Origin of the sequence: Schaalia sp. Marseille-Q2122, assembly GCF_903645355.1 — a bacterium.
Lineage (GTDB): Bacteria > Actinomycetota > Actinomycetes > Actinomycetales > Actinomycetaceae > Pauljensenia.
On record NZ_CAHJXR010000004.1, the window covers coordinates 38,570 to 51,386 of the forward strand.

The 12,817-nt window shown below is 60.3% G+C and carries 9 protein-coding genes; 1 reads left to right on the top strand and 8 read right to left on the bottom strand.

Annotated features, from left to right (window positions below; genetic code table 11):
- Positions 1-25: 25 nt before the first annotated feature.
- From HWX48_RS04620 to tdh, 8 genes are all read right to left on the bottom strand, one after another.
- Complete coding sequence (locus HWX48_RS04620; protein ID WP_175955112.1) at positions 26-898, bottom strand: EcsC family protein; 873 nt, start codon at positions 896-898, stop codon at positions 26-28.
- A 149-nt stretch (positions 899-1,047) separates the two neighbouring features.
- Positions 1,048-2,208 carry a serine hydrolase gene (locus HWX48_RS04625; protein WP_175955114.1) on the bottom strand — a complete coding sequence of 387 codons (1,161 nt, stop codon included), beginning with the start codon at positions 2,206-2,208 and terminating at the stop codon, positions 1,048-1,050.
- Between the two features lie 42 nt (positions 2,209-2,250).
- Positions 2,251-4,428, bottom strand: a complete 2,178-nt coding sequence (locus HWX48_RS04630; RefSeq protein WP_175955116.1) for a sialidase family protein — start codon at positions 4,426-4,428, stop codon at positions 2,251-2,253.
- A gap of 254 nt (positions 4,429-4,682) precedes the next feature.
- Positions 4,683-6,554, bottom strand: a complete 1,872-nt coding sequence (locus tag HWX48_RS04635; RefSeq protein ID WP_217701589.1) for an amylosucrase — start codon at positions 6,552-6,554, stop codon at positions 4,683-4,685.
- A 28-nt stretch (positions 6,555-6,582) separates the two neighbouring features.
- Positions 6,583-7,086, bottom strand: a complete 504-nt coding sequence (locus tag HWX48_RS04640) for a universal stress protein (RefSeq protein ID WP_124868533.1) — start codon at positions 7,084-7,086, stop codon at positions 6,583-6,585.
- Between the two features lie 6 nt (positions 7,087-7,092).
- Positions 7,093-8,502 (bottom strand): MFS transporter, encoded by a 1,410-nt coding sequence (locus HWX48_RS04645; protein ID WP_175955120.1) that lies wholly within the window; start codon positions 8,500-8,502, stop codon positions 7,093-7,095.
- Between the two features lie 2 nt (positions 8,503-8,504).
- Entirely contained in the window at positions 8,505-8,978 is a 474-nt protein-coding gene (locus HWX48_RS04650; RefSeq protein ID WP_175955122.1) for an SRPBCC domain-containing protein, read from the bottom strand.
- An 806-nt stretch (positions 8,979-9,784) separates the two neighbouring features.
- Positions 9,785-10,843, bottom strand: coding sequence for an L-threonine 3-dehydrogenase (tdh, locus tag HWX48_RS04655; RefSeq protein ID WP_175955124.1), 1,059 nt, complete (start codon positions 10,841-10,843; stop codon positions 9,785-9,787).
- A gap of 111 nt (positions 10,844-10,954) precedes the next feature.
- Between tdh and HWX48_RS04660 the strand changes: the two genes are divergently transcribed.
- The gene (locus tag HWX48_RS04660; protein ID WP_175955126.1) at positions 10,955-12,733 is read left to right on the top strand and encodes a methyltransferase; all 1,779 of its coding nucleotides are present in this window, start codon (positions 10,955-10,957) and stop codon (positions 12,731-12,733) included.
- Positions 12,734-12,817: the final 84 nt, after the last annotated feature.

Sequence of the window (12,817 nt, forward strand, 5' to 3'; positions counted from 1 at the left end):
AAAGGGATGGTTGAGCAGTAATCCACTACTCAGCAGACTGCATGTCCTCGTCGCTAACTACTTCAGCCTCAATGAAGTCCTCCAGGAAATCCTGGTCTTTGACGGGAGCGTCAAGTCCCCGCGCTTGGGGCAGTGAGCGCAGGTATTTCTTCAGGTGGTGAGCGGCAGGCTTGAAGCTCAGCCAGGTCATTCCGCCTGAAAGAACACCGCCAAGGAGGGGGACGAACTTACCGGCATTCTTAGCGAAGCTCTCCTTGGTCACCTTGATGCCGATCATCCGAAGGACACGCTTGATGACAGGGTAGTAGGTAGTCTTCGTCAGAGCCTTGTTGGCAATCCGCTTCGTCACCTCTTGCTGCGCGACGTTTGCCAAGGCAGAAACTGCGCTTGCAGCACCACCTACCTTGAGCATGACGCCCATGAGCAGGATCAACTCAAAAAGGGTTTCGTCATCGATTTCTTGGTCTGCATCAATAAAGGATTGCCAGCCATAGATGTAGGCGAGCTGCTGTTCAATGCGAAGAACGTGCCCAAAATACTGGGCAAGGTCTGCAGGGATAGTGCCCAAAGCTGCGAATCCACCAGGGATGCCAGCAAGGAAAGAAATGCCCGAGCATTTCTTCACCTCGAAATTGATAATTGCATCAGCGATGGTATCAAGCTCATCGAGGGTGGCCCCCGCGCGAGCAGGCGTCATTGCGATGGCTTGCTCAACGTCAATGTGGGGAAGGTGTTTGGCTAGTTGCGCGCGCAGGAAGGCGTCACGGTCAATGCGTACGACGGTCAAGCTTGCAGCATGCTTGAGAACGGCATAGGCAAACTGGGATTTTTCTTCGAGCTCGACAGATGTTTTTGCCTGATCGGTGGTTTGCTGCGTGGGTTGCGTTGTGTCAGTCATCGTCTGATGCCCTTATCGTGGGTACTGTCGCAGATTATTATTCATGCAACAAAGGAAGTTTGGAAAATAATCTACCATCTCTTTTTGTACTCCTGTATGCATGTGGGCGGTGCCGGAGGCAGCGGGCAGGCGGCGCAACGGCCCTGCTCTTAGCCGTGGTGAAGCAGCAGGTGCTCTCCGGCCTCATCGACCGGCTCATTTGTTGCTGCCAGCACAACCACTGCTGAGCCTCGCTCCCGATCGCATCCGATCCACGAGGTAAACCCGCCGGTCGCCCCGTTGTGCCACACAATTGCGTGGCCCTCAATCTCCGAGGTGAGCCACGCCCACCCCATCTGATCAGGACTCACGCTTGCCTGCGCAGCGGAGGGGGCATGCGCATCGGAGGATAAAGGAGGCAAAGTGAATGTCGGTTCAAGCGCCTTGGCTCCCGGCATAGTCCCCTCACACAAGCGCTGCGCGAAAGCAGTCATAGCGCCAATATCGGCCCGGATTCCGCCAGCCGGAGCATACGCCAGATCCATCCACGGCTTCACCGGATGGCCGTTCGAGGAATAGCCCTGAACAGCCTGCGCATCCAAAGCGCGAGGATCATCCATCGCGGGCACATAGAACACACCCCTATCAAGATGGGCACTCACCCGCTGTGCCACAAGATCGGCATAGCCCAGGCCAGCCGCAGTCGCCAACGCGTGCCCCAAAAGCGCGTATCCATAATTCGAGTAGGAAAACTCAGAACTACCAACCCTTCTTCGCTGCAAACGCACTTTTCGCGCAAAGGTCAGCACGTCGGCAACGCCCTCGCCCTTCGAAGGATTTTCACCACGGATCACCCGCAGCACAGTGCGCGCAACAGTCAACACGTCGTCAGGATGCGCAGGTAAACCTGAACGATGCTGAGCCAGGTCACTGAGCAGAACCCGCGCAGTCGGCGCATCCCCAAGGTCGCAGTAATCACCTAACCTGCTCTGGGCGGACACCTCGCCACGATCAAGAGCCTGCTGATAGAGCAGCCCCGTCACGCCCTTGCCGATCGAGCCAATCTCGAAGGTGGCCCCCAAAGGCACGCCAATGCTGGCCAGCCGCGTCGCCTCTGGGGTGACGCGGCCAACAGCGCACGCAAACACGCGCTCTTTCGGCAGCAGGGAGAGAACCTCAGCGGCGAGGTCGGCATCGCCGTGAACCTCGTGAAAACGCTCAAGAGAAGCCGCCCGCTGAGCGCGCGAAGCGACCAGACGCGACCTCAGCATCAAAGCCCCCGCCACTCCAACAAGCCCACAAGCGAGGGCGGCCAGGCAACGCTTCGACACAGTACTCCTCACCAGAGCACCCATCACTGCCTCACCAGCCCATCACCACGTCAACCATTCAGCAGGTACACGCGTGAAATACAAACCCTGCCACTCGTTCTCCCACAGCACCCCAAGACCACCATCAGGCAAAGGCGCCATCGACTGATAGACGTGACGGCCAGGATTGAGCGTGCGCGCCAACGGCCACGTACACCCCTCGTCCTCCGACACGCGAATCACCCCATTGCCACGGAAGGGCAACAATTGGGAGGCATTCATGAAACAGAGTCGCCCATCATGGAGGCGAACAACATTGGGCTGACTAAAAATCTCCGGCACATCAGGTAGCGGATCAAGCTCACCCCAGTGATGTCCGCCGTCCTCGCTGATAGCGCGCACCACCATGCCAGAGGGATGCTGGTTGCGCATGAGCATGAGAATACGCCCGCCGGACAGCTCCACAAGGGTTGCCTCGTAGGTCGCCAACGCGGGATCCTCCAAACGCGGGACACCCCCTGACGAGGCCGCCTCCCCACTGCCTGGATAGACGCCCAGCACACTGTGTCCGCGCACCCACGTGTCACCACCATCATCGGAATACACCGCAGCTGCACAAAAACCAACGCCCGCTTCGGAGGAAACATACACCGGAATGACTAAACGCCCCGCATAAGGGCCCTGCTCAATCTGGATGCCAGTGCCGGGCCCAGTGCCAAGGAATACCATCCACTCTTCTTTCACCTGATGATTCAGGTGCCGTAGTGCAGACCATGTGCGGCCCTCATCATCGCTGGTCACCATACACAGGTAAGAGGTCGGTAATGCGGGGGTGGTGCCGCCAAAATCTTCGCCGTCAGCGGGCTCGTAGGGCAGGAGGGCGCCCTCAGCATCCACCCCAATGCCGGGCACCGCATTAAACTGGCCAACGCCACCGGGGAAGTGGTCAATGAGGACAATCAGGCGACCGCGCTCGCGGTCATAGACACTGCACGAGTCAATGACGCTGGCCCCACTGACACCATGCCCTTCGGAGGGGATCACGACCTGCATCGGCTCCCAGGTATCACCCCCATCGGGTGAGCGCCGAAGGACGAACTGAATGTGGTTGGGGGCATCATTGGGGATGCTCGTGCGCTGGTCGGCACCAGCAATGAGGGCGCCCGAGGGGAGGGCCAGAAGCGAGGGGATACGGTAGCTGGCCGCACCGTCCATTCCTCGATCAAAAAGCGCGCAGGTGCTGATGGGGCGAACCTGCGACAAGCCCTTGATCTGCGCATCTGAAAGGGGATGATCGTAGATGGCGGCGCGTACAACCTCGCCGAAAAGACGCTGGCCGTTGACATCTTGGCCGATCACGACCTCGTAACCGCTGGAAGGCTCACCGGAACGCCCATAAGGTTCTTCGCTGGCTTCGCTGGTCGGCGCGCCGGCACGTCCATTAGCAAGCGTGGTGGGGGCAGTGTCTGCGAAAAACACCTGACCGGGAATGTGTGCCTGACGGAACCCGTCAATGTAGAGTTCCACCGCCCCCTGCCCGACCCGGATGGCGAGGTCATGCCACTGTCCTTCAGCCCACGCGCCCTCAATGGTGAAGGAACGCCACTGCCCGCCCGCCGTGCGGGCCGTGTAGGTGATCGCGCCCGTGTCGACGCGCACAGCAAGTAGCTCTGTAACCTCGCCCGAGGGGCCGCGCATCCCTGCTGACAGGATTGTGCCCGTCTGCCCGTGGCCCCGCGTGCGAAAGCGCGTCCACAGGGTCCCTTCTGTCAGGGGTGACACTCGGGCGGCATCAAAAGGCGCGAGGTGGTTGGCTGCAAACTCGACGAAGGGGCGAGGGCGCTGCGCGGAGGCGGCGATCTCGGCCTCGCTGAGTAGGTGGGGAAGAACGCGAAGGTCAGTGACCTCTCCCGCTACAGACTGCGGGGTGTGCCAAGCGTCAGCGCCGAGAGCGTGAAGGCCCACATCAACGGTGCCGCACATTGCCAGATAGCCGTCAATGAACAGGTGCGTGCCGCGTGCGCCAATGGTGATGGCTATATCGTGCCAGCGTCCGTCAATGACGGTTGTTGCGTCCTCACATTCGATGAGGCTTTCTCGTTGTGCGCAGTGGACTGTCCAGGTGGGGACCTCGTTGCGGATGGAAAAACTTGCTGATCCCAATGTGCCTTCGGCGCGCAGGAGTTCGCTGTCACCCCAAGCGCGGCAGCGGAAAAGCAGGGTTGTCGAGGTATCAGCCATGGGTGTCCTGAGTGTGGGGGTGTGGGGGGCGCGCGAGGCCGGACAGGTAATGCGTATCTGTTGACGATGGACCCGATGAGCTAAGGATATCCAATAAGTGATAACAATCGCGTCTAGCGACATCATGTATCCGATAAGTGCTGACGCTGATTCTCGGTGCGACCAAACCCGTTTACAGCGAAGAAGAGCACCGATCGGGCGCCCCATAATGGGACGCCCGATCGGTATCACCAGTGACCTTGAACAACAAAGAGCTAGTGAGCGACAAACCACAAGGCTTGATAGGGCTCAAGTGTCAGCTCGTGGACGTCAAGGTTGTAGTCGTAACCGCTGAGTGCTTCCCACGCTGAATGCCCCAGATGAGCGCGCAAGACTTCAGCGCTCAGACTCGTGCGATGTTCACTGAGGTTGTAGACCTGCACCATGCGTCCTTCCGGATGATCGCGTAGGAGGATCAACAGATGTTGATGAGGGCTGGGGACAACTGTCGATTCAATACTTGCATGCATATGCGGTAACGACCTTCGTACCCCAATGACATGCTGAAGCGCAGCATAGATCCGCCCACCAGGTGATGACGGGTCCTTTCGCGCCCGATCTGCTGCATCCCAGTCCATGACCGGTCGATGAACCCAGCGATTGTCGGCCGCATGATCGGGATCATCAGCGTAGGTGTAGTCATTGAGCATCCCAATCTCATCGCCCATATACAGCAAAGGAACGCCTGAAAAGCCAACTACCGCAGTCAAAAGCATGGTGATACGTCGCAGCGCAAGATCAATCTCATCAGCCTCTCCCTTTTCCAGGGCTATTTCCAAGCCTGCAAGTGACGCTAAAGAGCCAGAAATACGACGGTCGTCAGTGACTGGGTTGTACTGAAACACTAAGCCGCGTGCGAAAGACCCTGGGTAGATGCCGCTGTAAAACTGAGAGAGGAAGCGTCGATGTTCCGGCCCTGATAAGCCGGTGTGAGCAGCATCCGCATCTGAGATGGCCCAACCAATGTCGTCATGGCAGCGAATGTAGGCCCCCCACGTCGTGTTTGACGGCTTGGCGGGGAAAGCCCGGAGGGCATTCTCAAAAAGGCGGGTATCGCGGCTCGCTAAAGAACTCCATAGCTGGACCATGAAGGAATTGTGGTAGGCCAGGTCAGAAACCTTCCCCCAGTGCTCGCCTTTTCCGAGATAGGGTAAAAGCTGCTCGGGGCCAACAATCGCCTCAGCTTTGAATGCAGCACCGGGAGCGGCAATGCGAATAGCGGTGCGTAAGGCCTGCGTTAGGTGGTGGACTTCCTCCTCCCCCTGACACATGGTGCCTAAGCGTTTCCATATGAAGGCGATCGCATCAAGGCGAATCACTTCCACCCCGTGGTTAAGCAGGTTGAAAATAATGCTTAGATACTCACAGAAGACGTTGGGGTTCGACCAGTTCACATCCCACTGGTAGGAGTTGAAAGTTGTCCACACCCACGCCTTGGCCTGCTCATCCCAGGTGAAGTTTCCTGGAGCGAAATCGGGGAAAATCTCAGGGAGATGCTGTTCGTACTTGTCGGGCATTGTCCGATCAGGGAACATCCAAAAGTAGTCGCGGTAGTGCTGTTCGCCTGCTCTGGCCTTTTGCGCCCACTCATGTTCGGCAGCAACATGGTTGAGGACAAGGTCGGCAACAAGGGCGATGCCGCGTGAACGCAGAGCTGCTGCAAGATTGCTCAGATCCTCCATTGTCCCCAGATCAGAGCGCACCTTGTTGTAGTTCATCACCGCATAGCCGCCATCATTTTCATCAGGGCGAGGCTCAAGTAGGGGCATCAGGTGAAGGTAGGTGACACCCATGTCAGAAAGGTAGTCCACTCGCGCTTCGAGGCCTTTGAGTGTTCCTGCAAAGCGGTCGGTATAGGCCACGTATCCCACACGCTCGGGGAGCTGCAGCCAGTCGGGTTGGAGAAGGCGCGCTTCGTCCAGAGCCTTGAGGTCGGCTGAACGTTCGCGGTAGGCGCGGTTGATGATCCGAACAACGAGGTCATACACGCGCTCAGTCTCATCGCCGTAGACGGCATGAAGGCTGTTGCGGAGTTCTTCACCGTAGCGGGCATATCGCAGACGCAAGGTGGTATCAACACGGGTCATGGTGGTTCCTGAGTGCGATCGGCGAGTTTTAGAGGGTGACATCTTCAGGGCGTGAAGGCTCGGGAGTGTCAGGGAGAGGGCGAATAATCAGCACATCGCAGGGGGCTTTTCCTGCGAGTTCTTGAGCAACCGTCCCAAGAAGCCTGCCTGCAATTGAACGGTCGCGTATGGCCCCCATGACCAGGAGGTCAGCCTCGTGAGTCTCGATGGAATGCAGTAGTGAGGCTGCTGCGGGTCCGTCAATGAGTTCAGCGGCTTTGACTCGTGCGCCCGCTTTCTCAGCCTGAGCAACGGCCTCGTCGAGGGCCAGGGTGGCCGCTTCAACACCGGGCACCTGGTCGAAAGTGACTTCACCGCCAAGGGTGGCCTGATTCATCGCGTCAGTGCGCCGAGGTAGGGACGAGTAGGCGCAGACAATCACCAGGTCGGCGTCCTCAGCGACGGCCACATGGGCGGCCGAGGCGATGGTGGTCGGTGCCAGGGAGGAACCGTCAGTGCCAACAACAATCGTTGAGTAGGGCTTTTTCGTCATAGGAGATCATCCTTCCGAGTGCTGTCCGATGGTGTCTTCACCGGATTTTGAACGGATATCTTCGACGTCACGAACGATGGGAGGTTCTTTAATCCACAGCATTGCCAGAGCTGCACAGGCCAAGAGCACGGCGGCCGCGGTGATGGCGTTATGGGGATTGTCGCCTAGAACGTGCTTGTAGATCGGTCCGAAGGTGAGTGTCTGGATGAGCATGGGAATAACGATCATCATGTTGATGATTCCCATGTACACGCCATAACGGGTTGAGGGAATGACGCGCACGGCCATGATGTAGGGAACGCCCATGATGGACGCCCAGGCGATACCGAGGCCAACGATGGGGACGAAAAGAAGGTAGGGGTCGGTGATGTGCGGGAAAATACCAAGTCCGATTGCTGCAAGGAAGAGGCAGATGGCGTGGACCCACTTCGCACCGTGCTTTCGAGCGAGGCCCGCAAGAAGGAAGGCCACACAGAAGGTCACGATGTTGTAGAAGGCATTGATTGAGCCAGTTGTTGCCACTGCCTGTTCGTAAAGTTCTGGTTGTGCGGCGGTGTCCTCCACGCCGTAGACGCCTTTTGCGACTGACAGGGATACGTACTGCCAGTAGCAGTTCATCGCGTACCACTGGAAGAAGTAGACGAGGGCAAGTTTGCGCAGGGTGGGTGGCATGTCAACGATGGCGCTGCCGATGTCCTTGATGTATCCCATGAGGCCGCCACCGTTGGCTTTTTGTTCGGCGAGCTCGCGCAGTTCTGCTTCGCTGGGGGGAAGCTCTGGTGTGGTGAGGACGGAGATCATCACGGTGACGATGGAGCATACGGATCCGACGAGGAAGGCCGCGAATACCCAGGTTGGTAGCTGGCCTGTCGTTCCGGGGAGGATCTTGGGGAAGCCCCAGATGCAGAGATTTGCCAGGGTGATGCCAAAGCCGCAGAAGAAGGACTGGGCGAGGAAGCCCTTGGCTAGTTGCGAGGGAGGGAGGCGGTCGGAGATGAAGGCCCGGTAGGGTTCCATGGCCGTGTTGTTGGAGGCGTCAAGAGCCCATAGGAGCAGGACGGCCATCCATACGGCGCTCACCCATGGGAAGAGGGCGAGGCAGATGGAGCAGCCGATGGCGCCGATAATGAAGTAGGGGCGTCGTCGTCCCCACTTGGGGTGCCAGGTGCGGTCGGACATGGCGCCGACGAGGGGTTGGACGAGGAGGCCGGTGACGGGGCCTGCGAGGTTGAGCAGGGGCAGGTCTTCGGGGGAGGCGCCGAGCATCTGGTAGATGGGGTTGATGGCGGTTTGTTGCATGCCGAAGGAATACTGGATGCCGAAGAAACCGAGGTTCATGAGCAGGATGTTCTTCATGCTCATCAGCGGTTTGGTGCGGACGATGGTGGTGGATGTTTCAGTTGCGGCGCTGCTCATCATCATGCCTTCCGCGTGTTGGTCTCGTTACGGGCAAGGTATTCGTCGAGGCGGTTGAGTTCACGTTCCCATCCGCGGCAGTGCCAGTCGGCGATCCTGGCTTCGTAGGGGCCTTGGATGATGCGGACGAGGGTGCCGCCTCTGCCGGTGGCGACAAATTCGACGCGTTGTTCCATGGGCGTGGTGGGGTCTATCTCGGGATCGCCGGAGATCAGTTGCTGTTCGACGAAGACGTCGGGGCGGAAGAATTCGGTGAAGATGGACTCGGTGATGACGCGGTTGTTGGGGTCGTCATCAAGGACTTTGACGTGGTATTGGCGTCCGCCGAGTGTGAGTTCTGCGTGTGCATCCTCTACGTGGGTGCCGGGGCTTCCTCGCCATTGGGACATTTGTTCGGGGATGGTCCACGCGTCGAAGAGGACCTCGCGGGATTGGGTGAAGACTCGCTCGACAATAATCATGACGTCGGCAACCATGGGGTACTCCCTTGGTAGTGGCTCTGGCGGTTGGCAGGGTAAGACCCGGTAATGGGCCCGGTAATAGGGCGGTGTGCTGGGTGCTGGGGTGTTGGACGAGGTCTCGTGGGTGGGGGCGTTCGGCACGAGTGCTGCGTGCCGGTGGTGGTGCAATGTGTTTGGACGAGTGGTGAGGTATTCCCACGCTATGCCTAGGGGCGTGGGATTTCGCGAGATAAGCAAGAGTATGAGAATCAGGCAAAAATGGCGAAATAGTGCGGAAAAGTCCGGGCGTGTTTGGTGGATGTCGCGATGGAGACAGAATGTCTTTAAAAAACGAAACCGTCATGTAGGACGTAGGTCATAAATGGCGTGCACGTTTGCGATGCGCATTGTGCTATTCGGCTGAATACTGGTTCAACACACTGCTTGAGGAGTGAGAGCCCGCAGCCCAGTTGAGGATCGTGTCTCTGAGTCAGAACCGGTGTCTCCTCTGGTTGCGCTTGTTGCTTCTAGTTCCACCTGTTGCGCCTGGTTGCACCTGTTGCTTCTGGTCGCTCGAAAGCGTCCGGGCCCGGCGCTTCCAGTGCAACACAAGAACATCAGTGCAACGCAGGAGCACTGGTGCGCGCGGGAACAGGGGTACTACGCCGAGGCGCCCTGCAACGCAGGAACACTGGTGCAACGCCGAGGCGTCGGTCCAGCGCAGGAACACCGGTCCACGTCAGGGGCGCGAGCACTGCGCCAATGTAAGAGCCTTGATAACAGTGTGCGGGTGTTTCGGGCGATAAATAGCGCCCGAAACACCCGCAGTGCTTTGAAGCTGCTCAGCGCTCCCAGTCGATAATGACCTTGCCCGCGTTGCCCTGAGCGGCGGCGGCGAAAGCTTGCTCCCACTCCTCAGGCGCAAACTTGTGGGTAATAATCGAGCGCACCGAGTCACGCAGCTGCTCGGAGGTTTCGAGCATGTAGGTGGCCAGGTACCAGGTGTCGAACATTTCGCGCCCGTATACGCCCTTAATGGTGAGCATCCGGGTAATGACCTGGTTCCAGTTAATGGGGAAGGCTCCCTTGGGTAGGCCAAGCAGGGCCAGGGTTGCCCCGTGCGTGCAGTGCTCAATCAGTGAGGTCAGGCCACCGGGCGCTCCCGACATTTCCAGGCCCGCGTCGAAGCCTTCGCGGATCTCCAGGGCTTCCATGACCTCGGGCAGGGTCTGCTGGGTGATGTCAACGGCCACGTCAGCCCCGGCCGCGCGGGCCAGCTCCAGACGCGAGGGCATCATGTCGGTGATGACCACGTGGCGGGCACCTGCATGACGGGCCAGGGCAGCGCACATCACACCAATGGGGCCAGCGCCGGTAATAAGCACGTCCTGGCCGGTCATCTCAATCTGCTGGCAGGAGTGGACCGCATTCCCGAAGGGGTCAAACAGCGCGCCGAGGTCAGGGTCAATCGCCTCAGGCTGCACCCACACATTCCCGGCAGGAACGACGACATAGTCGGCAAAACCCCCGTCACGGTTGACGCCGATGCCAATGGTGCGGATGCACATGTGCCGCCGCCCAGCGCGACAGTTGCGGCAGCGGCCGCAGACAATGTGGCCTTCAACGGACACGCGCTGGCCGACGTGCAGTTCGTCGCGGCCTCGACCTTCAGCAACGCCTCGGCCGATCGCGCAGATCTCGCCGTAGAACTCATGCCCCAAGGTCTGCGGGGGCGTCAAAGACCCTGGCGCGCCACCATCCCAGTTGAAGAGGTGAATGTCAGTGCCGCACAGGCCTGCGCGCATGACGCGAATCTTGACTTCGCCAAAACCGGGTTCGGGTTCGGGAATCTCGCACAGTTCCAGGCCGGGGGCTGGGGCGGTTTTACGCAGTGCGCGCACGGTGGCTCCTCAGGTGAGCGGGGTGGTGACTATCGCCCTCATTCTACGACTCCACCTTGCAGTGCAGGACAGCCTCGGAGCCCTCAGCTGCCGCGCGGGTAGAGTAGCCCCATGAGTGACCACACCCCCACCTCAGCCTCTCCCCAAACTTCGGCCACCGCCTCGCCCTCGCCAGTCCCGGCACTCAACCCGACGCTGATCGCCCGCCTGCGCGCAGACCTCGCCGAGGCCGGGTGGACGGTGGAGCGCATGGACACGCTCCTATCCGAGGCCGCGCGCGCCGCCCTCATGCGCGATCAGCGCGTGCCCGCCCTCGTCGAATTGCGTGCGCCCAGCATTCCCGTTGACGAGGCCAACGCCGCCCTCCTGACGCGCTTGTTCATCCTCGGGTCGGTGGAAACTGGCGAGGACGTCGCAGCTGCCCTGCCCGCGCTGGGCGTTGAGGGCGCGCTGGAGCTGGGTATCCTCCGGCCTGCTGGCGCTGAGTGGGGAAAGGACGCTGAGCAGGAGAAGGGCTCTGAGCGTGAGAACGGCTGTGCGCAAGGGAAGGGCGCTGGACACGACCTGACCACTGCTAAGAGAAGCGCGGATGCTGAGGCAGGAAGCCCCAAGGTCACCTACAGCGCAGCCTTTGACCTGCGACCACACTCGGCCACTCTGCCCGCCGCAGAGGCCTTCGCGCCAGGCGGCAACGCGGATGCTCGCGAGGAGCACCACTGGTGGGTGCTCTCCGACCTGGGCGAAGTCACCACCGGCCAGCCCCTGCACCCCGATCACGTGCTGGGTATTGGCGGGGCCACGATGAGCCTGCTGGCCCTGACCATGCGCGCACCCGTCGGCCGCGCCCTCGATATTGGCACGGGGTGTGGCATCCAGGCTCTCTACCTGGCCACTCACGCCCAGCAGGTGGTGGCCACGGACCTGTCGGCCCGCGCCTGCGCCATTACCTCTTTTAATGCGGCCCTCAATGACGTCCGCATTGACGTGCGTCAAGGCTCCCTTTTCGAGCCGGTAGCGGGGGAGCGCTTCGACCTCATTGTCTCCAACCCGCCCTTTGTTATCACGCCCGATTCCCTGCGCGAGGGTGGCCTGCTGGAATACCGCGACGGCGGCATGGAACGCGATTCGCTCATTGGCGCCATCATCGGCCAAGCCCCCGCGCACCTCAATGTGGGCGGCACGCTGCAAATGCTTGGCAACTGGGAGATTCCCGCCGACCGCGACCCAGAAACCGAGTGGGACAGCCGCATGGAGGGCTGGCTTGAGGGCCTGAACGTGGACGCCTGGGTGCTCCAACGTGACATCCTTGACCCCACGCAGTACGTGGAGATGTGGATTCGTGATTCGGGTGGCACTCTGGTTCCGCGCGACGAGGTCGAGGCCACCTACGACGCGTGGATCAGCGACTTTGCCCAGGCCGGGGTGGGGGCTATTGGCATGGGGAGCCTCGCCATGCGGGCGCGCTCGGAGGAGAACGCGAGTGATGCTGCCGCGTCGGCCTCGCCAGCCAGGGTCTACTCCTACGTTCCCGACGGGCACGCGCCCACCGGCCGCGACGTCGCCCTCGCCCTCGACATCCTCACGCTGCCGGACGACATCTGGGAGTGCTCGCTGCGCTGCGCCCCCGATGTCACCGAGGAACGCCACTTCACCCCGGGCATCCCCGATCCGAAGGCGCTGATCCTGCACCAGGGAGGTGGCATGGGGCGCTCCATTCGTGTTGGCTCAGCCACCAGTGCCTTTGTCGGGGCTTGCGACGGAGAACTCCAAGCAGGCCAGATCGTGACGGCGCTCAGCGTGTTGATGGATGTGGACGCCCAAGCGGTGCGGGAAGAAATCGCCTCCATCCTGCCTGAACTGCTGCGCGCGGGAATGCTCACTCGCTGCTAGGGGGCGGGCGCCTGGCCAGGCAAGACGCAGGAAAAACTGCGCCTGGCACACCAAAACGGGCACACAGTAATACAGTGTGAGCGT

What these genes read in the sequence shown, in the direction of transcription:
- HWX48_RS04620 (WP_175955112.1), bottom strand. Translation starts at nt 898, where the DNA reads ATGACTGACACAACGCAACCCACGCAGCAAACCACCGATCAGGCAAAA.
- HWX48_RS04630 (WP_175955116.1), bottom strand. Translation starts at nt 4,428, where the DNA reads ATGGCTGATACCTCGACAACCCTGCTTTTCCGCTGCCGCGCTTGGGGT.
- HWX48_RS04635 (WP_217701589.1), bottom strand. Translation starts at nt 6,554, where the DNA reads ATGACCCGTGTTGATACCACCTTGCGTCTGCGATATGCCCGCTACGGT.
- HWX48_RS04640 (WP_124868533.1), bottom strand. Translation starts at nt 7,086, where the DNA reads ATGACGAAAAAGCCCTACTCAACGATTGTTGTTGGCACTGACGGTTCC.
- HWX48_RS04645 (WP_175955120.1), bottom strand. Translation starts at nt 8,502, where the DNA reads ATGAGCAGCGCCGCAACTGAAACATCCACCACCATCGTCCGCACCAAA.
- HWX48_RS04650 (WP_175955122.1), bottom strand. Translation starts at nt 8,978, where the DNA reads ATGGTTGCCGACGTCATGATTATTGTCGAGCGAGTCTTCACCCAATCC.
- HWX48_RS04660 (WP_175955126.1), top strand. Translation starts at nt 10,955, where the DNA reads ATGAGTGACCACACCCCCACCTCAGCCTCTCCCCAAACTTCGGCCACC.